This is a genomic window from Streptomyces sp. NPDC040545, from assembly GCF_055595065.1.
Genome location: NZ_JBVIWA010000010.1, coordinates 87,453 through 106,814 on the forward strand (window position 1 = coordinate 87,453; position 19,362 = coordinate 106,814).

General features: G+C 72.9%; 17 protein-coding genes. 7 read left to right on the forward strand and 10 right to left on the reverse strand.

The features are described from left to right. Positions 1-23: 23 nt before the first annotated feature. Complete coding sequence (locus ACZ573_RS20465; RefSeq protein ID WP_471306030.1) at positions 24-524, forward strand: hypothetical protein; 501 nt, start codon at positions 24-26, stop codon at positions 522-524. A 57-nt stretch (positions 525-581) separates the two neighbouring features. Further along, a complete protein-coding gene (locus tag ACZ573_RS20470; RefSeq protein ID WP_471306033.1) occupies positions 582-1,391 on the forward strand; it encodes an SDR family oxidoreductase in 810 nt (269 codons plus the stop codon). Positions 1,392-1,433: 42 nt separating this feature from the next. Here the strand turns inward: ACZ573_RS20470 and ACZ573_RS20475 are convergent, their stop codons facing one another. Then, complete coding sequence (locus tag ACZ573_RS20475; RefSeq protein WP_471306035.1) at positions 1,434-2,381, reverse strand: spherulation-specific family 4 protein; 948 nt, start codon at positions 2,379-2,381, stop codon at positions 1,434-1,436. A gap of 221 nt (positions 2,382-2,602) precedes the next feature. Further along, positions 2,603-3,301, reverse strand: a complete 699-nt coding sequence (locus tag ACZ573_RS20480; RefSeq protein ID WP_471306038.1) for a TetR/AcrR family transcriptional regulator — start codon at positions 3,299-3,301, stop codon at positions 2,603-2,605. A gap of 156 nt (positions 3,302-3,457) precedes the next feature. Here ACZ573_RS20480 and ACZ573_RS20485 point away from each other — a divergent pair, with 156 nt between their 5' ends. Beyond that, positions 3,458-3,916 (forward strand): nitroreductase/quinone reductase family protein, encoded by a 459-nt coding sequence (locus ACZ573_RS20485; protein ID WP_471306041.1) that lies wholly within the window; start codon positions 3,458-3,460, stop codon positions 3,914-3,916. Positions 3,917-4,246: 330 nt separating this feature from the next. Here the strand turns inward: ACZ573_RS20485 and ACZ573_RS20490 are convergent, their stop codons facing one another. Further along, positions 4,247-5,449 (reverse strand): geranylgeranyl reductase family protein, encoded by a 1,203-nt coding sequence (locus tag ACZ573_RS20490; protein ID WP_471306381.1) that lies wholly within the window; start codon positions 5,447-5,449, stop codon positions 4,247-4,249. Positions 5,450-5,831: 382 nt separating this feature from the next. Here ACZ573_RS20490 and ACZ573_RS20495 point away from each other — a divergent pair, with 382 nt between their 5' ends. Together ACZ573_RS20495 and ACZ573_RS20500 are read left to right on the forward strand one after the other, a co-directional pair. Next, complete coding sequence (locus ACZ573_RS20495) at positions 5,832-7,196, forward strand: M20/M25/M40 family metallo-hydrolase (protein WP_471306043.1); 1,365 nt, start codon at positions 5,832-5,834, stop codon at positions 7,194-7,196. A 130-nt stretch (positions 7,197-7,326) separates the two neighbouring features. After that, a complete protein-coding gene (locus tag ACZ573_RS20500) occupies positions 7,327-8,031 on the forward strand; it encodes an MBL fold metallo-hydrolase (protein WP_471306046.1) in 705 nt (234 codons plus the stop codon). 269 nt (positions 8,032-8,300) lie between these two features. Here ACZ573_RS20500 and ACZ573_RS20505 read toward each other — a convergent pair whose 3' ends face one another. Then, on the reverse strand, positions 8,301-9,338 hold the full coding sequence (locus ACZ573_RS20505) for an NUDIX hydrolase (protein WP_471306049.1): 1,038 nt from the start codon (positions 9,336-9,338) through the stop codon (positions 8,301-8,303). A 189-nt stretch (positions 9,339-9,527) separates the two neighbouring features. Here ACZ573_RS20505 and ACZ573_RS20510 point away from each other — a divergent pair, with 189 nt between their 5' ends. After that, positions 9,528-10,514 (forward strand): LacI family DNA-binding transcriptional regulator, encoded by a 987-nt coding sequence (locus tag ACZ573_RS20510; RefSeq protein WP_471306383.1) that lies wholly within the window; start codon positions 9,528-9,530, stop codon positions 10,512-10,514. 4 nt (positions 10,515-10,518) lie between these two features. Here ACZ573_RS20510 and ACZ573_RS20515 read toward each other — a convergent pair whose 3' ends face one another. Then, entirely contained in the window at positions 10,519-10,719 is a 201-nt protein-coding gene (locus ACZ573_RS20515; protein WP_471306053.1) for a hypothetical protein, read from the reverse strand. Between the two features lie 179 nt (positions 10,720-10,898). Between ACZ573_RS20515 and ACZ573_RS20520 the strand changes: the two genes are divergently transcribed. Then, positions 10,899-13,175 (forward strand): WD40 repeat domain-containing protein, encoded by a 2,277-nt coding sequence (locus ACZ573_RS20520; protein ID WP_471306056.1) that lies wholly within the window; start codon positions 10,899-10,901, stop codon positions 13,173-13,175. Between the two features lie 36 nt (positions 13,176-13,211). Here ACZ573_RS20520 and ACZ573_RS20525 read toward each other — a convergent pair whose 3' ends face one another. The 5 genes from ACZ573_RS20525 to ACZ573_RS20545 form a co-directional block, all read right to left on the reverse strand. Beyond that, a complete protein-coding gene (locus ACZ573_RS20525; RefSeq protein WP_471306058.1) occupies positions 13,212-14,510 on the reverse strand; it encodes a DUF6986 family protein in 1,299 nt (432 codons plus the stop codon). A gap of 183 nt (positions 14,511-14,693) precedes the next feature. Beyond that, complete coding sequence (locus ACZ573_RS20530; protein ID WP_471306061.1) at positions 14,694-16,217, reverse strand: serine/threonine-protein kinase; 1,524 nt, start codon at positions 16,215-16,217, stop codon at positions 14,694-14,696. A 317-nt stretch (positions 16,218-16,534) separates the two neighbouring features. After that, entirely contained in the window at positions 16,535-17,497 is a 963-nt protein-coding gene (locus ACZ573_RS20535; protein WP_202202861.1) for an electron transfer flavoprotein subunit alpha/FixB family protein, read from the reverse strand. 58 nt (positions 17,498-17,555) lie between these two features. Then, positions 17,556-18,341, reverse strand: coding sequence for an electron transfer flavoprotein subunit beta/FixA family protein (locus ACZ573_RS20540; RefSeq protein ID WP_030012969.1), 786 nt, complete (start codon positions 18,339-18,341; stop codon positions 17,556-17,558). Positions 18,342-18,541: 200 nt separating this feature from the next. Next, complete coding sequence (locus ACZ573_RS20545; RefSeq protein ID WP_471306064.1) at positions 18,542-19,126, reverse strand: flavin reductase family protein; 585 nt, start codon at positions 19,124-19,126, stop codon at positions 18,542-18,544. Positions 19,127-19,362 lie beyond the last annotated feature (236 nt).

A 19,362-nucleotide genomic window follows, 5' to 3' on the forward strand; every position in this document is an offset into this window, starting at 1 on the left:
CTCGACGATCACGGGGGTATGCGATGCGGTTGGCTTCGAAGGCGGTAGGTGCGGCGCTTCTCGCGGTGGCGCTGGCGGGGTTCACGGTCTCCTGCGACCTGGCGCCGGCCGCGCCGCCCACCGTGTCCGCACCCCCGGACGGGGGCGCGCTGGGCCCGTCGGACCCGAGCCCGTCGGCGCCCTCGCCGACCGGGGAGCCGATACCCCCCGAGAACCGGCCCGAAAAGGTCCGGGACGCCTTCGCAAGACTCCAGGCGACGCTCGACGACGCGTGTGTTCCGGGCAACTGCGCGTACGTGCTCGGCCGGCTCGACGACGAACTCCACCGCATGGACCGTGCGATGAAGGCCGATCCGAAGGGCCCGGGCCACTTCCCCGAGCCGATCGCCCTGATCGCGAAGCTCGACGGGGAACTCGGCGGCGACCGGAGCACGGCGAACCTGGAGAAGCACAAGGCGCTGCTGATCGACACCCGCGACAGGATCAACACCTGGATGCAGGGCCACCCCGACGACTACCGCTGACGCGGCATCCGCGAAATTCGGGTGCCGGGTCCGGGGCGGCCCGCCAGGATGACGGGCATGACCGGTGAGACGCGCGGGGGGAGTCGGCAGGGCACGGGTGAGGCGGGGCGCCCGCTCGCCTTGGTCACGGGGGCGGGGCGTTCGGCGGGGATCGCGTCGTCCGTCGTGCTGGACCTGGCCCGGGCCGGGTGGGACGTGGCCTTCACCTACTGGACCCCGTACGACGCGCGGATGAGCTGGGGCGCGGAGTCCGGTGCGCCCGAGGAGCTGCGGGCCGCGGTGACCTCCTTGGGCGCGAGAGCGCACGCGGTCGAGGCGGACCTGAGCGACCCGGCCGTGCCGGCGCAGCTCTTCGACGGCGTCGAGCAGGCGCTGGGGAACGTCACCGCGCTGGTGCTCTGCCATTGCGAGTCGGTCGATTCGAGCCTGCTCGACACCACGGTGGAGAGCTTCGACCTGCACTTCGCGGTCAATGCGCGGGCCGCCTGGCTGCTGATCCGGGAGTACGGGCTGCGGTTCCGCGGCCGGCACGGCAGCGGGCGGATCGTCAGCCTGACCAGTGACCACACCGCCGGCAACCTGCCGTACGGGGCGAGCAAGGGTGCGCTGGACCGGATCACGACGGCCGCCGCGCACGAGCTCGCCCACCTGGGAGTGACCTGCAACGCGATCGATCCCGGGCCGACCGACACCGGGTGGATGGGCGAGGAGCAGAAGGCGGACCTGATCCGTTCGACTCCCCTGGGACGCCTCGGTGTGCCGCAGGACTGCGCGAACCTCGTCACGTTCCTCTGCTCTGCCGAGGGGGGTTGGATCAACGCCCAGCTCCTGCGGAGCGACGGCGGTTCGGGTGGGCCGAGCACCTGAGAGCCCGGCTCACGGGCGCTGCCTGTCCCTGTCCCACGGCCCTCAGCCGAGGGTGGCCGCGTACGTGGTCTGGGTGCGGTACTTCCATGTCGGGACCGCGTTCCAGGGGTTGGGCATGACGGTGCTGGTCGCGTACGCGTAGCCCGCGCCGCGGTCGAAGGCCGTGCGCAGGGTGGCGCGCATGGCCTCGGGGTCGGGGACGTCGTGGACCAGGTGCCAGAACGCCGTGCCGCTCGGGTCGAGTTCGGCGCCGGAGCGGTAGCCGGAGAGGTGGTCGAAGACGTTGCCGCCGAGCCAGCCGGCGCCGGTGTACGCGGCGTAGGTGTCCTCGAACGTGACGAAGACGTCCGCGGTGCGGTGGCCCGGCTCCAGGTAGCAGTCGGCTATGGCGGTGCCGGGGTTGTTGACGACGAGGTCGGGGGCGGCCGGGTCGGCGGCGTCCATCGCCTCCTGGACGTAGTGGCGCAGCTCGGCGTAGTAGTCGCGGGTGGCGTTGGCGGGGCCGCAGTCGCGGCTGACGACGTCGAAGAAGATGCCGTCGACGTGGAGGCGGCCGTCGGGGGTCTTGAGGTAGTTGTCGACGGAGGCCTTGGCCGCGGCGATGTCGCGGTTGCCGTGGTCGGTGTGGACGTAGCCGAGCACCCGGGTCTTCTCGCCGGTGGAGGTGGTACGGGTACGCAGCGCGTCGGCGCGGGCCCGCCAGGGGGCGTCGAACGGGGAGTCGCCGTTGCCCGGGTTCAGCACGACCACCGAGGGGGCCGGTGCGGTGGCGATGAGGTCGGTCAGCATGGGGTCGTTCGCCCAGACGTAGGCGGGGACGGCGATCTCCAGGCCCCGCACGCCCGGCGTCCGGGGGGTGGGAGGCGCGTCGGGCACCGGCGGGGCGGCCTGCTGGGGCGCGTCACGTGCCGCGGCGATGATGGCGGGCGCCGATGCGGCCAGTAAGGCAGTGACCAGGGCGGCGTACAAGGCCTTCACGGCGCGAGGCATGAACGTTCCTTCGGCGGCGGCAGGGGCGACCCGAGGAACACTAGACGGGCGGCCCATCGTTCAAGGCTGAACCGCCCGCATTCATATGAGGAACAGAAGAGCGAGTCGTCCCCTCATCATGTGAATCTCCTGGATGTCCCGGACCTCCTGGACCCCCTGGGCCACCTGGACCACCTGGACCACCTGGACCTTCTGGGCGTCGGCACGACGGCGCCCGCCCGTCATACGGCCGGCAGTCCGACCCCGTGCGCGAGCTGGTCGGCGGCGTGCGCGAAGAAGGCGGCGCGGTCCTCGACGACCCGGTTGAACTGGCCGAACAGTTCGAAGGACACCAGCCCGACCAACTGGGCCCAGGAGGCGACCAGAGCGGCGGTGACCGCCGGGGGCAGGCCCACGGCGAAGTCGGCGGTCATCCGGTCGGCCTCGGGGCGCAGGGCGGGCGGCAGCGGCGGGAGGGCGAGGCCGGGGCCCTCGTACGCGGTGCGGAGGATGCCGATGAAGGTGTTGGCGACGCGGGAAGCCGGACCCACGGTGTCGATCGGGGCGCTGTAGCCGGGAACCGGGGAACCGTAGATGAGTGCGTACTCGTGCGGGTGCTCCAGCGCCCAGGTACGGACGGACTCGCAGACCGTGATCCAGCGGGCGCGGGGCGGGGCCCCTGCGGCGCGGGCGTGGGCGTCGGCCGTCTCGGCGGCCGCTCCGACGCTGTCGTACGCGTCGATGATGAGGGCGGTGAGCAGTTCGTCCCGGCTGGGGAAGTATCGGTAGAGGGCGGAGGAGACCATGCCCAGCTCGCGGGCGACGGCGCGCAGGGAGAGTTTGGCGGCGCCCTCGGCCGCGAGCATGCGGCGCGCCTCGTCCTTGATGGCGGCGGTGACCTCGATGCGGGCCCGTTCCCTGGCCCCTCGCACGGTGTTCATGCGGTCAGTCTGCCACGCGGACAGAGCACTGCCCAGGAAATGGACTGCCGCTCCATTTCGAGAGCACCGCTCTTGCTTTGGCGCACCGATCCGTGCACACTGCTCTCAAGCGAGAGCAGTGCTCTCTCAAAGCGGAATGCGGCCCCGGAGGTCACGATGAACGCGCCCACCCCCTACTACGCCCAGGCGACCCCGTTCGAGACCCGCTTCAACGCGCTCTTCGGCAAGCTGGCCCGCTTCGGCATCAGCCTGGCGGGCAGCGCCGAGCTGTCGGTACGCGGCCGCAAGTCCGGCGAGATGCAGCGGATCCCGGTCAACCCGCACACCTACCAGGGCGCCCAGTACCTGGTCTCGGCCCGCGGCCACTCCCAGTGGGTCCGCAACATGCGGGTGGCCGGCGGCGGCGAGCTGCGCGTGGGGCGCAAGGTGCGCGCGTTCACCGTCACGGAGATCACCGACCCGGCGCAGAAGGCCGACATCCTGCGCACCTACCTGGAGAAGTGGGGCTGGGAGGTCAACCGGTTCTTCCAGGGGGTCACCGCCAAGTCCTCCGACGCCGAACTGCAGGCGGCCGCCGGCGACCACCCGGTCTTCCGGATCACGCTGTCCGGCTGACGTGTCCGGCCGGTCCGCCCCGGGGAGGTTCAGGCCGTGCCGCCGGTCGGAACCGCCGGCACGGCCCGGTCCGCACGGCTGGCCGTACCCGTACCCGCCGGCCGCCGTGCCTCCTCCGCCCCGCCCCGCGCACGACGGGATCCAGTGCTGTGGCCGGGAAGGTTTGCCGGGTCGCGTCGTCCGGTGCATGGGGTATCAGGTCCGCAGGGCCTGGGGAAGCATCGCAAGGCGGAGGACCGCGGCTCGTACTGGACGTACTTGCGCGGTCCGACAACGCGGCGAGGTGCCGTGCCGGGCGTCGTGACCCGGTGAACCTTCCCGGTCACGGCACTAGCCCTGGCCACCGCCGCTGCGGGCAGCCGCCTGCCGGGCGTCCATCAGGTGCAGCGCCTTGCGGGCCAGCGGGTACGTACGCACCAGGTCGGCCAGCGTCGTCGAACCCCGCGTGATCCGGGCGAACGCCCGCCACGCCGGGCCGAAGCCGGTGATCGCCGCGTGCAGCATCCGCGGCCGGACCTCGAAGAGGTTCAGCATCCGCTTGCCGACCCCCATCTCCACGCCCAGCCCGGCCTTCACCGCGAACGCGTAGTTGAGGGCCTGGCGGCGCGCGTCCACGGCGTCCAGCGCCTCGGAGATCTTCACCGCCCACTCCCCCGCCAGCCGCCCCGAGCGCAGCGCGAAGGAGATGCCCTCCCGGGTCCACGGCTCCAGCAGTCCGGCCGCGTCGCCCGCCACCAGCACCCGGCCGCGCGAGAGCGGCGAATCGGGCTTGCGGCAGCGGGTCAGGTGCCCGGAGGAGACGGCCGGTTCGAAGCCGGCGAGTCCGAGCCGGGCGATGAAGTCGTCCAGGTAGCGCTTGGTCGCGGCGCCCTGGCCCTTGGCCGAGATGACCCCGACGGTCAGGGTGTCGCCCTTGGGGAAGACCCAGCCGTAACTGCCGGGCAGCGGACCCCAGTCGATCAGCACCCGTCCCTTCCAGTCCTCCGCGACCGTCTCGGGGACGGGGATCTCCGCCTCCAGGCCCAGGTCCACCTGGTCCATCTCCACCCCGACGTGCGCGCCGATCCTGCTCGCGCTGCCGTCCGCGCCGACCACCGCGCGGGCCAGCACGGTCTCCCCGTCGGCGAGCACCACGGCGACGGTGCGCCGGTCGGGAACGGCCGCCCCGTGCTGTTCGACTCGGGCCACGGCCGTACCCGTACGGACGGTGGCGCCGGCCTTCTCCGCCTCGGCGACCAGCCCGGCGTCGAACTCCGGCCGGTTGATGAGCCCGAACAGCATGTGCTTCGAGCGCCGGGTGCGGGTCAGCTTCCCGTCCATCGAGAAGGTGACCGCGTGGATGCGGTCCTTGAAAGGCAGCACGAAGCCCGGGGGCAGGGCGTCGCGCGAGGGGCCGATGATGCCGCCGCCGCAGGTCTTGTAGCGGGGAAGTTCGGCCTTCTCCAGCAGCAGGACGCGCCGCCCGGCCGTCGCCGCCGCGTAGGCGGCCGAGGACCCGGCAGGTCCCGCCCCGACCACGACCACGTCCCACACCTCGCCGGTCTCCCCGGCCGCCTCGTCGCCCGCCTCGTCGCCCGCCCGCTGGGCGTCCCGCCCCGTGCCCGTGCCCGTGCCCACGCCTGCGTCTGCGCCTGCGCCTGCGCCCGCGCCCGCGTCCATGCCCGCTCCTGCGTCCATGCCCGCGCCTGTGCCTGCGCCTGCTTCTGCGTCGCGTACGTCGTCGTCGCTGCTCACGATGTGTTGCTGCTCCTGATCACCCGGTTGCTCCGATGCCGGGGAAATCCTACGGCGAGACACCGGCCCGTCCCGCTGTGCGAGGATCAAGACTGTCTTTCGCCGTACCCGGCATACGCACACCCCGCGGATGCGGGCGGCGTACACGGAGAACAACGTCGCACCCAAAAGGAGCGTGCCCATGTCCCAGAATCCGATCGCCGAGACCGTCGCCTCGCTGATGCCCCGCGCCAAGCAGGAGCTGACCGAGCTGGTGGCCTTCCAGTCGGTGGCGGACTGGGCGCAGTTCCCCAAGAGCGAGAGCGAGGCCGCCGCGAACTGGGTGGCCGACGCCCTGCGCGTCGAGGGTTTCCAGGACGTGGCGCTGCTCGACACCCCCGACGGCACCCAGTCGGTGTACGGCTTCCTGCCCGGCCCCGAGGGCGCGCCGACCGTGCTGCTCTACGCGCACTACGACGTCCAGCCGCCGCTCGACGACGCGGCCTGGACCTCCCCCGCCTTCGAGCTGACCGAGCGCGACGGCCGCTGGTACGGGCGCGGCGCGGCCGACTGCAAGGGCGGGTTCATCATGCACCTGCTGGCGCTGCGCGCGCTGAAGGCCAACGGCGGTGTGCCGGTGAGCGTGAAGGTGATCGTCGAGGGCTCGGAGGAGCAGGGCACCGGCGGCCTCCAGCAGTACGCCGAGGCGCATCCCGAGCTGCTGGCCGCCGACACCATCGTCATCGGCGACGCGGGTAACTTCCGCCTCGGCCTGCCGACGGTGACGGCCACCCTGCGCGGCATGTGCCTGGTCAAGGTGAAGATCGACACGCTGGGCGGCAACCTGCACTCGGGCATGTTCGGCGGCGCCGCTCCCGACGCGCTGGCCGCGCTGATCCGCGTACTCGACTCGCTGCGCGCGGCGGACGGTTCGACGACCGTGGACGGGCTGGCCTCGGACGAGGTGTGGGACGGCCTGCAGTACCCGGAGGCGGACTTCCGCGCCGACGCGAGGGTCCTGGACGGTGTCGAGCTCATCGGCGAGGGCACGATCGCGGACCGGCTGTGGGCCCGCCCGGCCGTGACGGTCCTCGGCATCGACTGCCCGCCGGTGGTCGGCGCGACGCCGTCGGTGCACGCGAGCGCCGGCGCCCTGATCAGCCTGCGGGTGCCGCCGGGCGTGGACACCGCTGCGGCCGTCAAGCTGCTGCAGGCCCACCTGGAGGCGCACACCCCGTGGAAGGCGCGCCTCGAACTCGAGGTCGTCGGCCAGGGCCAGCCGTTCCAGGCGGACACGGACAGCCCGGCGTACGCGTCGATGCGCACGGCCCTGGAGGCCGCCTACCCCGGCCAGGAGATGCAGATCAGCGGCATGGGTGGCTCGATCCCGCTGTGCAACACGCTGACCTCGCTCTACCCGGACGCGGAGATGCTGCTGATCGGGCTGAGCGAGCCGGAGGCGCAGATCCACGCGGTCAACGAGAGCGTGTCGCCGCAGGAGCTGGAGCGCCTGTCGGTGGCGGAGGCCCTCTTCCTCGTCAACTACGCGGAGTCCAAGCGCGCCTGACCCCGGCGGGGGCGGTGCCGGCCGACCGCATCGGGTACGCCCAGGGTGCACTTCACAGTGCGCCCTGGGCGTACTGCGCTCCCGGCGAACTCGGCGCCGTACGGGGCCCGGCCGGCCGTACGTTGGCCGTATGGATCTTGTCGAAGTGCTCCCGAACCGGCTCCACATGCTCCGCTTCCCCGTCGGCCAGGCCTACCTATGGCAGGACGGGGCAGCCCTCACCCTGATCGACGCGGGCCATGCCGGGTCCGCCGACGGGATCGAGCAGGCGATACGTTCCCTCGGGCTGGCGCCCGAGCGGTTGGAGCGGATCGTCCTCACCCACTGCCACGGCGACCATGTCGGGGCGGCGGGTGAGCTCGCCGCCCGCCGGGGCGCGCAGGTGCTCGCGCACCGCTTGGACGCGCCGGTGGTCCGGGGCGAGCGGCCCGTTCCCGAACCGGTGCTGCTCGACTGGGAGATCCCGCTGTACGCGCACGCCCTGACCGCCGTCCCCGAAGCCCCTCCCACTCCGGTCGACCGCGAGCTGGAGGACGGGGACGCGCTGGGCTTCGGGGACGGGGCGTACGTGGTGCACGCGCCGGGCCATACGGACGGCAGCATCGGGATCCACCTTCCGCGCCACGGCGTGCTGTTCACGGGTGACTGCGTCGCGGCCGTGGGCCCGCTGATGCTGGGCGTCTTCAACGTGGACCGCGCCCGGGCGATCGAGACCTTCCGGCGCCTGGCCGCGCTCGCCCCCTCGACCGCCTGCTTCGGACACGGCGATCCACTGACGGAGAACACGGCGGAGGCCCTCGCGAAGGCGGCGAAGGAGGCGGCCGCTTCCGGCTGAGGTCCGCTCCTGGGGCCGCCCGCACGCTGCCGGCGGCCCCTGGGGTCAGCCCAGCCTGGGTGGTTCCCAGGCGTGGTGCCGGAGGATCATGCGCACGGCGGTGCGGGAGGGAGTCAGCCGCATCGCCGTGTTGCGCAGGGCGACGGCCATCGGATGGGTGAGCTGCCCGCCCAGCCGTCCGGCGTGCCGTGCGTCGACGGTGGCGACGCGCCGCGCGAGGCTCTCGAAGGCTTGGTCGCCGCCGCCCTGCGTCCGGCGGGGCGGGCGGATCAGCCGGTGGGGACGCCGGCCTCCAGGTAGAGGGGACGGCCGCGTTCGCGGGCGCGCAGGGCCCAGCGCAGGCGTTCGTAGCGGTGCTGCGGCAGCAGACCGGCGGCCTCGGCCTCCGTGACGAAGCGCCAGGCCCGCAGTTCGGGGCCGGGCAGCCGGAGCCGGGCCGCCGCCTCGTCCGAGAGGCGGCCGCCGTCGAAGAGCAGGCGCAGCCCGCCGTAGCCGGGCGGCTGGGGCGGCTCCCAGTCGACCACCAGCAGCCCGGGCGTCCGTTCCAGTACGACGCCCAGTTCCTCCGCGACCTCCCGTACGCCGGCGGCCGCGGGCGCCTCGCCCGCTTCGACGACTCCGCCCGGGAACTCCCAGCCCGCCTTGTACGTCGGATCCACCAGCAGTACCCGGTCCTGCTCGTCGAAGAGCAGCACCCCGGCCGCCACCGTCTCCCGGGTGGGCTCCGGGGTCTGCACGATGTCGCAGACCTTCGCCGTCTCGGAGCGCACCGCCTCGGCTATGCGCTCCGCCGTCTCCCGCGGGGTCAGCACCCCGTTGTCGATGACGTGCGCGTCGCCGGTCAGCCAGCCGAGGGCCTGCTGGTAGACCGGGATGTGGTCGTACGCCCACTGCCGGACCCGGAGCTCGACCTCCGCGGGCTCCCCGAGTTCCTGCCGGGTGGCGATCCGCTCCCGAAGGATCGTTTCCGCAGGAGCGAGCACCACATGCCGCACCGGGATCCGCCGAGCCGCCAGCCCGCCGAAGATCTCGTCCCGGTACTCCTGGCGCAGCAGCGTCATCGGCACGACGAGCACCCCGCCCAGTTCGGCGAGCATCGCCGCGGCCGTGTCCACCACCAGCCGCCGCCAGCTCGGGAGGTCCTGGTAGTCGGTGACCTCCGCCAGTCGTTTGGGCGGCAGCAGCACGCGCAGCGCGTCGCCGATGAACTCCGGGTCGAACAGGGTGCTGTCCGGCAGGATTCCGGTCAGTTCGCGGGCCGTGCTGGTCTTTCCGGCGCTGAAGGTGCCGTTGATCCAGACAATCACGTCTACCCCTTTCCCCATGGCTCGTCCGGAGCCCCCAGTGGCTTGCCCGCCCCAGCCTGCCACGAAAACCTCACGATCGGCCCAGTGCTTATCCTCAAGGTCACAGCCCCGCACGTGAGCCCCGGAGGATTCGCCACCGTGCCCCACAACCGCCGCCCGTCCGAGCCCCGCTACGGCAACCGGCCGACCATGAAGGACGTGGCGTCCCAGGCGGGCGTCGGCCTGAAGACGGTGTCGCGCGTGGTCAACGGTGAGCCAGGGGTGACCCCCGAGACCGAACGACGGGTCCAGCAGGCCATCGAGGCCCTCGGCTTCCGGCGCAACGACAGTGCGCGCGTGCTGCGCAAGGGCCGTACCGCCACCGTGGGCCTGGTCCTGGAGGATCTCGCCGACCCCTTCTACGGCCCGCTGAACCGGGCGGTGGAGGAGGTGGCCCGCGCGCACGGGGCGCTGCTCATCAACGGCTCCAGCGCCGAGGACCCGGACCGGGAGCGGGAGTTGGCGCTGGCGCTGTGCGCCCGCCGGGTGGACGGGCTGATCGTGATCCCGGCCGGGGACGACCACCGCTACCTGGAGCCGGAGATGCGGGCCGGTGTGTCCACGGTGTTCGTGGACCGCCCGGCCGGGCGGATCGAGGCGGACGTGGTGCTGTCGGACAGCTTCGGCGGTGCCCGGGGCGGGGTGGCCCACCTGATCGCGGGCGGCCACCGCCGGATCGGTTTCATCGGCGACCAGCCCCGCATCCACACGGTGGCCGAGCGCCTGCGCGGCTACCGCGCGGCGATGGCGGAGGCGGGCCTGCCGGTGGCGGAATCCTGGATCTCGCTCGGGTCCACGGCCCCGGCACGGGTCGCGGCGGCGGCCGGGGCGATGCTCACGGGCCCGGACCCGGTGACCGCCGTCTTCGCGGGCAACAACCGGGTGACGGTGACCGTCGTACGGGTCCTCGCGGCGCACGGCCGGCCGGTGGCGCTGGTCGGCTTCGACGACTTCGAGCTGGCCGATCTGCTCCGCCCGGGCGTGACGGTGGTCGCCCAGGACCCGGCGGCCCTGGGCCGGGTGGCCACGGACCGCCTGTTCCAGCGCCTGGCGGGCGCGGACCTGACCCCGACCCGCATCGAACTCCCGACCCGGCTGATCCCCCGCGGCTCGGGCGAACTCCCGCCGGCCGGCTGAGCCTTCACCGGATGAGGCTCCGCAGCACGGGAACGGCCCCGCCGGCGGCGGTCAGCCCGGCGAGCACGCAGAGCGCGGCGCCGGTGCCGCCGAAGAAGGTCAGGCCGCCGGCGGTGAGGCCGATCAGGATCGCCGCGAGCAGCACGACGGCGGTGTGCAGGGACAGGAACGGCTCGGGGTCCGTCGGGTTCTGAGGTGTGGTCATGGCCCGATTCCAGCGGATGGGCCGGACCGTCGCCGCACGGACGGAACGGATCGGCGGCCATCGCGATCACTGCCGAACCCGCCCGGACGTCCCGGGGCGTTCGCTGCTGTTCCGAAAAGTCCGGGACCGTTCGGGGGCCGCACTCTAGCCTGGTATTCCGCACGGTCCAGGGGGCGCAGATGGGTTCGGACGGCAACTTCGAGGAGGAACTGAGCCGCCTCGCGGGTGACTTGCGTCAACTCCGCATCGAACGCGGCAATCCCTCCTACCGGAAGCTGGAGGCCCGCGCGGCGAAGTCCCGGACCGGACTGCGACTGCCGGTGGCCACGCAGAGCGATGCGTTCCGGGGAAAGCGGCTGCTGGGCCTCGACACGCTGATGGCGCTGGTGCGGATCCTGTACGCGTACGACGAGTACGGCCGGGAAGTCGCCGTTCCGCCGCACAACTCCCCGCGGCTGGAGCCCTGGCGCACACGCTGGCGCACCCTGGCGGCCCTCCAGCCCCCCGCCCCGGACCGGATCCGGGACCTTTTGCCCCGGGGGAACCTTCAGGCGCCCCGGAGCTCTGCCCCGCCGCCGCCCGCACCCACCGGCGCCCACGGCTTCGTCCTGGCCCATACGCTGACCGCCGGCGCCCTCGACAACTGGGGAGCGGTGTTCTCGCCCGACGGACGGCTCGTCGCCACCACCAGGCGGGGCGGAGTGGTGCAGCTGTGGGAACCTGTCCGCGGCCGGGCCGTGGGCGCGCTCGACGCCGGACCGGCGAGCGTCCTCGCCATGGCCTTCTCGCCCGACAGCCGCATGCTGGCCACCGTGGGCGTCGACAGCACGCCGAGGCTGTGGGACCCGGTGACGCTCACCCGGGTCGGGCCGCCCATGGCCGGGCACGAGGAGGCCGTCCGCGCGGTGGCCTTCTCGGCCGACGGCCGCTTACTGATCACCGCCTCCGACGACGAGACCGTACGGCGCTGGGACACGGCCACGGGCGAGCCGGACGGAACGCCGCTGATCGGGCACTTCGGCGAGGTCGGGAGTGTGGTCTGCCTCCCCGACGGCGGCCTGATGGCCGCGCTCAAGGGCAAGCACGTGATCCGGCTGTGGGATCTCGTGGCTGGTGCGAGCGTCGGCGAGCCGCTCACCGGGCACGTCGGCGAGGTCCTCGGGATGGCCTTCTCCCAGGACGGCCGGCTCCTCGCCACCGCCGGTCAGGACGGGACACGGCTCTGGGACACCCCCACCGGCGCGGCCGTCGGCGGTCCGCTCCAGGGGCCGGACCCCGTGACCTGGGGCGCCGCCTTCTCCCGGGACGGCCGGCTCCTTGCCACCGCCTGTGACGACGGCGCCGTGCGGCTGTGGGACCCCGCCACCGGTGCTCCCGTCGGTGAGCCGCTGGTGGGGAACGACTGGTCGCTCCACGACGTCGCGTTCTCGTTCGACGGCCGGATGCTGGCCGCCTGTGGTGACGGCGACACCGTGGTGATCTACCACCGGGACCCGGCCGAGGCAGGCCCCGTACCGCCCCTCGGAGCCCGGTCCGTGGCCGCGGCGCTGCGCCGGGGGCACGCGGTGCCGCTCCCCGCCCTGTCGAGCACGAACGGGACGCCGCTGCGCCGGCTCGCGTTCGCGCCCGACGGCGACCGGCTCCTCGTCCACACCGCGGACCGGAGGGTCCTGACCTGGGATCCGGAGACCGGCGACCCGCTGCCCGAGACTCTGGCGCTGCCCGCCGACGGCCCGTGGGGGCTGGGGTTCCCGGACGAAGGCGGTGCGGCACGGCTGTGGAGCCGGGACACCGCGGGGCCCGAGCCGCTCCGCAGTCCCCTGTCCCTGGTCCAGCACGTGGCGTTCACGCCCGACGGGCGGCGAATGGTCATGACCGGCGGACGTGGCAACTGGGCGATCAGCCGGACCGCGGCCGGCGGTTCCGAGGCGATCGCCGACCCGGCGCCGGAACGTCTCGCCGTGTCCGTCTCCCCTGACGGGCGGAGTCTCGCCGTCGCCGAAGGCGAGACCGTGAACGTGTTCGACCTGACCACGCTGGTTCCGGTCGAGCGCGACCTGGGCGGCCACGCGGCGGAGGTCCGCGCCATGGCCTTCTCCCCCGACGGCCGCCTGCTGGCCACCGGCGACATCAGCGGCATCGTCCGGCTGTGGGACCTCGCCGCCCGGCCGCCGCACAGCCGCCAGGTGCTCGCGCACACCGGGGCAGTCCACGACCTGGCCTTCTCCCACGACGGCAGGTTCCTCGCCGGAGCGGCGTCGGACGGCACCGCGCAGCTGTGGGACGTCCGCACCGCCGAGCCCGCGGTCGGGCTGCCACTGACGGGACACTCCGGCACCGTCCGGGGAGTGGCCTTCTCCCCTGACGGGAGCCTGCTCGCCACCGCCGGCGACGACGGCACCGTGCGCCGGTGGGTGCTGCCCGACCCGTACGCGCCGACGGCCCGGGCCCGGTGAAGTCGGGGCCGGGCCGGGCCGTGCGCGTGGGTGGGGTCAGGCGGTGGCCGTCAGGGTGGCCGAGCGGCGCGGGATGGCGAAGGCGTCCAGTTCCGCGCGGGTCAGGCCGGTGAGGGCGGTGACCTCGTCGGTGCCCACCGCGCCGCAGTCGAGCCCGCGGACCAGGTAGCCGGCCAGGGCCTTGGCGGTGGCCGGCTCGTCCATCACGTCGCCCTCGATCTTGGCGACGTACGCCTTCAGGCGCGCGGCGGCGGCCTCCAGGCCCTCACGGTAGAAGGTGAAGACGGCCGCGTAGCGGGTCGGCAGGTGCGCCGGGTGCATGTCCCAGCCCTGGTAGTAGGCACGGGCCAGGGCACGGCGGGTCAGGCCGTAGTGCAGTTGCCAGGCCTCGTGGACGTGCTCGGTGGTGCCGATCGGCAGGACGTTGGTCGAGCCGTCGGAGACGCGTACGCCGGTGCCGGCGGCCGCGACCTGCATGATCGCCTTCGCGTGGTCGGCGGCGGGGTGGTCGCTCGACTGGTACGCGGCGGAGACGCCGACGCAGGCGCTGTAGTCGAAGGTGCCGTAGTGCAGGCCGGTGGCGCGGCCCTTGGAGGCCTCGATCATCCGGGCGACGGTGGCGGTGCCGTCGGAGGCGACGATGGACTGGCTGGTCTCGATCTGGATCTCGAATCCGATCCGGCCCGGGCGCAGGCCCCGGGTGGTCTCGAAGGCCTCCAGCAGCTTGACGAAGGCGCTGACCTGCTCGGCGTAGGTGACCTTCGGGAGGGTCAGGACGAGTCCCTCGGGGAGGCCGCCGTGCTCCAGCAGGCCGGAGAGGAAGATGTCGGTGGTGCGGATGCCGCGGTCGCGGACGTTGGACTCCATGCACTTCATGCGGATGCCCATGTACGGCGCGTTGGTGCCGTTGGAGAAGGCCTCCGACACGAGGCGGGCGGCGCGGGCCGCGGCCTGGTCCTCCTCCTCGTCGGAGCGCACGCCGAAGCCGTCCTCGAAGTCGACGCGCAGGTCCTCGACGGGCTCGCTGAGCAGCTTGGCGCGGACGCGGTCGTAGACGGGTACGGCCAGCTCGTCGGAGATGCCGAGCACCTTGGCGAAGGTGGCGGCGTCCGGGGCGTGCTCGTCGAGGGCGGCGAGGGCCTGGTCGCCCCAGGAGCGGATGGTGTCCGCGGCGAAGACGTCACCGGGTACGTAGACCGTGTGGATGGGCTGCCGGGTGCCGGGGTCGCCCGGGTAGTGGCGCGCGAGTTCCGCGTCCACCGGCGCGAGGGAGGCGCTGATGCCCTCGCTGACCGCGCCTGCGAGGCTCGTCGCCACCTTCTCCTGCTGACCCATCGTGCACTCTCCTCTTTTCCGCTTCACGGAAGCTTAGATCCGCATAGCAGAATTTAGTCACGGGGTTCCGCTCAGTCAATGGTCCCCCCTCCGTCCTGGGCAAACGACTCGGGGCCACGCGGTGACAAACACCACACAGCCCCGGAGTCGAAGAGTACGCAGGTCAGCAGCTACGGAGCCGGATCAGGCCGGGGCCGGGGCCTCCCGCAGGCGGGGAACGAGGACGGCCGTGACGAGGGCCGCGGCCGGCCACACCGCCAGCCCCCAGCCCACCGCCGCGTAGACGGCTCTGCCGTCGCCCGCCAGGATGCCGGCGAACACCACCGCGTTGAACAGCCCGGACTCCGTACCGAGCCAGGCCACCCAGGGGTCCCGCCGGGCCATCGCCCCCACCAGCCCGCGGACGAAGTGGGAGAGGAACAGCAGCACGAACCCCGAAAGGAGCAGGACCAGCACCCCCACCCACCACGGGGCCGGCGGCCAGAACAGCAGCAGCACACCGATGAGGACACCGGCCGTCAGCGCCGCCGCGACCCCCCGGCTCTCCTCTTCGGCGACGTCGGCGGAACTCCTGGAGACGAGGAACGCCAGCAGGCAGGCGAGCAGCGCGGCCCCGAGCGTCCCGAGCGTCAGCGAGCCCCATTCACCCAGGAAGACGAGTTGGGTGTACACCCCGGCGGCGGCGAGCAGCGAGCCCCACAGGAGCCGCGGCCGGGTTCCTGGTACCGACGACGCCGGAATCGGGTGGCGGGTCCCGGCGCGCACGTCGGGGGCGGGCGGAGGCGGATCGGCGCCCAGCGCGGTCTCGCTGTCGCGCCCGGGCGCCGGATCGGCGACCGTCCGGGAGCGGGACCGGGAGCGGGCACCGGTCGCCCCCTTGCGCAACCGGTCGATCACCTGTTGCGCATCGGCCGGCCGCGCCGCGGGATCCTTGGCCAGCAGCTCCAGCACCAGCCGTTCCAGCTCCTCGGGCACCGCGGGCCGGAGGTCCCGGATCGGGGCGGGCTCACCGGTGAGGTGCTGCGAAAGCACCGACAGCCCGGAGCCGGTGAACGGCGGCCGGCCGGCCAGCAGTTCGTACAGCATGCAGCCGAGGGAGTACAGGTCGCTGCGGCCGTCGATGCGACGGTCGCCGCGCGCCTGTTCCGGGGACATGTAGGCCGGCGTGCCGATGGCCGCGCCGGTGGCCGTCAGACCGGTCCCGGTCTCCTCCGCGAAGCGGGCGATACCGAAGTCACAGATGGTGACGTCGGCCTCGGCGGGCCCGTGGACCATGATGTTGGCCGGCTTGATGTCCCGGTGGACCACACCGGCCCGGTGTGCCGCGGCCAGGCCCTCGCAGATCTGGACCGCCCACCGGACCACGGCGGCGGGGTCCACACCCGAGCGGTGGTCGCGCAGCACGGCGGTCAGGGGCCGCCCCCGCACCAGCTCCATCACGAGGAAGAGCACCGGGCTGCCGTCGACCTCGACCTCGCCGTGGTCGTGGACGGTCACGATCCGGGGATGGGTCAGGCCCGCAGCCGTGCGGGCCTCTTTGCGGAACCGCTCCTCCAGGAGGTGGTCACCGGCCACGCCCCGGGAGATCACCTTGACCGCGACCTCCCGGTCGAGCCGCAGGTCCCGGGCCTGCCACACCTCGCCCATCCCACCGGCCCCGAGCCTGCGCTCCAGCCGGTATCGCCCCTCCAGTAACGCGCCCCGCATCGGAAGAACTCCCTCCCCGCTACCTGGCCCTCCCCGGGCCGATCGCAGCCTACGCCCCTCCCGCGACCTCGCGAGATGGGTTGGAGGAGAGGTCCCCCGCCCCGGGGACGAAGAGGCCGCGACGACGACGAGGGCCTCCCGGTCCGGCGTGGACGTCACCGTCCGCACCGGCCCCGGAAGGCCCTCGCTCGTTCGTGCACCCGGTACGCGTCGCGTCGTCGTTCCCGGGGTCGGGGCGACCAGGCCGTCTCTTCCGGATCTCGCCTGACCCGCGCCGCCTGGCACCGGCTTCACCGGCAAGGCCCGAAAGAGACGACCTAGCCCTTGCGCGCCTTGATCTCGTCCGTCAGCTGCGGGACGACGGCGAAGAGGTCGCCGACGACGCCGTAGTCGACGAGGTCGAAGATCGGGGCCTCGGCGTCCTTGTTGATGGCCACGATGGTCTTCGAGGTCTGCATGCCGGCCCGGTGCTGGATCGCGCCCGAGATACCGGAGGCGATGTACAGCTGCGGGGAGACCGACTTGCCGGTCTGGCCGACCTGGTTGGAGTGCGGGTACCAGCCGGCGTCCACGGCGGCGCGCGAGGCGCCGACGGCCGCACCGAGGGAGTCCGCGAGGTCCTCGATGATGTGGAAGTTCTCGGCACCGTTGACGCCACGGCCGCCGGAGACGACGATCGCGGCCTCGGTCAGCTCGGGTCGGCCGGTCGACTCGCGGGGGGTGCGACCGGTGACCTTGGTGCCGGTGGCCAGGGCGCCGAAGGTGACGGCGAGCGCCTCGACGGCGCCGGCGGCCGGAGCGGCCTCGACCGGGGCCGAGTTCGGCTTCACGGTGATGACCGGAGTGCCCTTGGAGACGCGGGACTTGGTGGTGAACGACGCGGCGAAGGCGGACTGCGTCGCGACCGGACCCTCGTCACCCGCCTCCAGGTCGATGGCGTCGGTGATGATGCCCGAGCCGATACGGACGGCCAGGCGGGCGGCGATCTCCTTGCCCTCGGCGGAGGACGGGACGAGCACGGCGGCCGGGGAAACGGCCTCGTACGCGGCCTGGAGCGCGTCCACCTTCGGTACCACGAGGTACTCGGTGAACTCGGGGGCGTCGGCGGTGAGGACCTTGACCGCGCCGTGCTCGGCGAGCACCGCGGCGGTGGCGTCGGCACCGGCGCCCAGGGCGACGGCGACGGGCTCGCCGATGCGGCGGGCCAGCGTCAGCAGCTCGAGGGTGGGCTTGCGGACGGCACCGTCCACGTGGTCGACGTAGACGAGAACTTCAGCCATGGGACTGCTCTCCTGCGATTGCGAAGTGTCTGGGGGCTAAGAGGGGGGGCCGAGGTTCTTAGATGAACTTCTGGCCGGCCAGGAACTCGGCCAGCTGCTTGCCGCCCTCGCCCTCGTCCTTGACGATCGTGCCGGCGGTGCGGGCCGGGCGCTGCGCCGCGGAGTCGACCGCGGTCCAGGAGCCCTCGAGGCCGACCTCGTCGGACTCCAGGTCCAGGTCGGACAGGTCCCAGGACTCGACCGGCTTCTTCTTGGCGGCCATGATGCCCTTGAAGGACGGGTAGCGGGCCTCGCCCGACTGGTCCGTCACCGAGACGAGCGCGGGGAGGGAGGCCTCCAGCTGCTCGCTCGCGGTGTCGCCGTCGCGGCGGCCGGTCACGGTGCCGTCCTCGACCTTGACCTCGGAGAGCAGGGTGACCTGCGGGACGCCCAGGCGCTCGGCCAGGATCGCCGGCAGCACACCCATGGTGCCGTCGGTCGACGCCATGCCGGTGATGACCAGGTCGTAGCCGGCCTTCTCGATCGCCTTGGCGAGCACCAGCGAGGTGCCCATGACGTCGCTGCCGTGCAGGTCGTCGTCCTCGACGTGGATGGCCTTGTCGGCGCCCATCGAGAGCGCCTTGCGCAGCGCGTCCTTGGCGTCCTCGGGGCCCACCGTCAGGACGGTGATCTCGGCATCGTCGGCCTCGTCGGCGATCTGCAGCGCCTGCTCGACGGCGTACTCGTCGAGCTCCGACAGCAGGCCGTCGACGTCGTCACGGTTGACGGTCAAGTCCTCGGTGAACTGCCGGTCGCCCGTGGCGTCGGGCACGTACTTCACACAGACAACGATCCTCAGGCTCACGCCGGCTCTCCTACCGCATCGTCTTTTCTGGTACCGCCTTATGCAGGCAGCATAGGCGCCTTGTCGGGCGGATCCCGGTCGGGGCGGCCCGCGCTCCGAAGGGAATGTTACTCGTCAGTACACCGTGGGTCCCGCCAAGTCGCAAGGCCGGTGAGCTGTGATCTGCCCAACGCCACCCGACCCTTCCAAGCAGGGACGATTCAGTCGCGCAACGCGTTGAAGCGCCCCTGGTGGTACAGCAGGGGGCGGCCTTCCCCGGCCGGATCCCCGACGACCGCCTCAGCGATGATCACACGATGTTCGCCGGCGGGCACACGTGCGACCACCCGGCAGACCAGCCACGCCAGTACGCCGTCCAGCACCGGCACGCCGTGCGGGCCGGCGGCCCAGCCGGTCGGCGGGCCGAAGCGGTCGGCTCCGCTGCGGGCGAACAGACCCGCCAGCTCGCGTTGGTGCTCGCCGAGTATGTGGACGCCGAGGTACTCGCTGTCGCGCACCGCGGGCCAGCTGGAGGCTCCGGTGGAGATCGTGAAGGACAGCAGCGGCGGATCGGCGGAGACGGAGTTGAGCGAGGTGGCGGTGAACCCCACCGGGCGGCCGCCGTCCTGGGCGGTGATCACGGCGACCCCCGCGGCGTGCTGCCGGAAGACCGAGCGCAGCAGGTCGGGCGAGCCGGTACGGACCGTGCCGGTGGCCGCTGCGGCGCCGGAACGGGGGGAAAGAGGGGAACGGGGGGACGGAGCCGTGGGGACGACCGGGACCGTCGGGACTGTCGGAGCAGTCATCAGGGTTCTGCCTTCTGCCGCGGGACACGCGGGCGCTGTCAGGGATCGGGGGCCGGGCTGTTCAGTGGCCCCGACAGCGCGCGCTCGCGTGGCGGACGAGGTCCACATGGACCCGTCCGTAGAGCAGGAGTTCATACCGCATACGGCCAGCGTGGCGATCTCCCGTGGACGCAGTCAAGCGAGATCGGACAGATGTCAGGCGCGTCACGCTGTGTGCGGGCGCGCGCACCGGCGCC

Excerpts from the sequence above, each read along its gene's own strand:
- ACZ573_RS20480 (WP_471306038.1), bottom strand. The coding sequence starts at position 3,301 with ATGAACACCGTGCGAGGGGCCAGGGAACGGGCCCGCATCGAGGTCACC.
- ACZ573_RS20525 (WP_471306058.1), bottom strand. The coding sequence starts at position 14,510 with ATGGGTCAGCAGGAGAAGGTGGCGACGAGCCTCGCAGGCGCGGTCAGC.
- ACZ573_RS20530 (WP_471306061.1), bottom strand. The coding sequence starts at position 16,217 with ATGCGGGGCGCGTTACTGGAGGGGCGATACCGGCTGGAGCGCAGGCTC.
- ACZ573_RS20520 (WP_471306056.1), top strand. The coding sequence starts at position 10,899 with ATGGGTTCGGACGGCAACTTCGAGGAGGAACTGAGCCGCCTCGCGGGT.
- ACZ573_RS20495 (WP_471306043.1), top strand. The coding sequence starts at position 5,832 with ATGTCCCAGAATCCGATCGCCGAGACCGTCGCCTCGCTGATGCCCCGC.
- ACZ573_RS20485 (WP_471306041.1), top strand. The coding sequence starts at position 3,458 with ATGAACGCGCCCACCCCCTACTACGCCCAGGCGACCCCGTTCGAGACC.
- ACZ573_RS20545 (WP_471306064.1), bottom strand. The coding sequence starts at position 19,126 with ATGACTGCTCCGACAGTCCCGACGGTCCCGGTCGTCCCCACGGCTCCG.
- ACZ573_RS20500 (WP_471306046.1), top strand. The coding sequence starts at position 7,327 with ATGGATCTTGTCGAAGTGCTCCCGAACCGGCTCCACATGCTCCGCTTC.
- ACZ573_RS20515 (WP_471306053.1), bottom strand. The coding sequence starts at position 10,719 with ATGACCACACCTCAGAACCCGACGGACCCCGAGCCGTTCCTGTCCCTG.
- ACZ573_RS20535 (WP_202202861.1), bottom strand. The coding sequence starts at position 17,497 with ATGGCTGAAGTTCTCGTCTACGTCGACCACGTGGACGGTGCCGTCCGC.
- ACZ573_RS20465 (WP_471306030.1), top strand. The coding sequence starts at position 24 with ATGCGGTTGGCTTCGAAGGCGGTAGGTGCGGCGCTTCTCGCGGTGGCG.
- ACZ573_RS20510 (WP_471306383.1), top strand. The coding sequence starts at position 9,528 with ATGAAGGACGTGGCGTCCCAGGCGGGCGTCGGCCTGAAGACGGTGTCG.
- ACZ573_RS20475 (WP_471306035.1), bottom strand. The coding sequence starts at position 2,381 with ATGCCTCGCGCCGTGAAGGCCTTGTACGCCGCCCTGGTCACTGCCTTA.
- ACZ573_RS20470 (WP_471306033.1), top strand. The coding sequence starts at position 582 with ATGACCGGTGAGACGCGCGGGGGGAGTCGGCAGGGCACGGGTGAGGCG.